Consider the following 575-nt stretch of genomic DNA (forward strand, 5'->3'; position numbering starts at 1 on the left):
TATACAAACACGTTGTGCAACATTTAAGAAAAAATGTCTAATTATAAAAAAAATTTAGTAAAGTTAATTAAACCGATTTTTGATTTTTACGATGAAGAAATAATTCCTGCATCTGAAAATCAACTAAACGATTTCAAAGTGTTTGCACTCGAAAAAGGTCTTCCTAATAAAACTGTATTGGAATTTATAGAATTTTATCGAGTGACAAATGGAATACCTTGTCTTGATTCTCTTGATATTCACAAAATAGATGATATAATATTATTTGAATGGTGGGACGATGGCGAAATTTGGATTGGACAAAGAGATTTTTATACACTTCGCTGGAAAGATGACAAATATCATTTAGGAGACGCTTCAAATTTGAATCATGGAAATGAATATATTTCTGATAGTTTTATCGGAATATTACAAATCGGAATAAACGAATGGTATACCGAAGATGATATTTATAAATAGTAAAAAAACGTTGCACAACAACGTATAATGACAATGGCGGGTTTGTTGCTTATCGAATTTGATTTCCTACAAATAAACTATCTTTAAAACCGAATACATCACCAAACGGCTTCGCC

The 575-nt window shown here is 29.9% G+C and carries 1 protein-coding gene; it reads left to right on the forward strand.

Translation table 11 applies throughout. The features are described from left to right. Window positions 1-33: 33 nt before the first annotated feature. A complete protein-coding gene (locus ACY2RU_RS17830) occupies window positions 34-459 on the forward strand; it encodes a hypothetical protein (RefSeq protein WP_490139839.1) in 426 nt (141 codons plus the stop codon). Window positions 460-575: the final 116 nt, after the last annotated feature.

It is taken from the genome of Ulvibacter sp. 2305UL32-6, from assembly GCF_058148545.1.

Excerpts from the sequence above, each read along its gene's own strand:
- ACY2RU_RS17830 (WP_490139839.1), top strand. The coding sequence starts at position 34 with ATGTCTAATTATAAAAAAAATTTAGTAAAGTTAATTAAACCGATTTTT.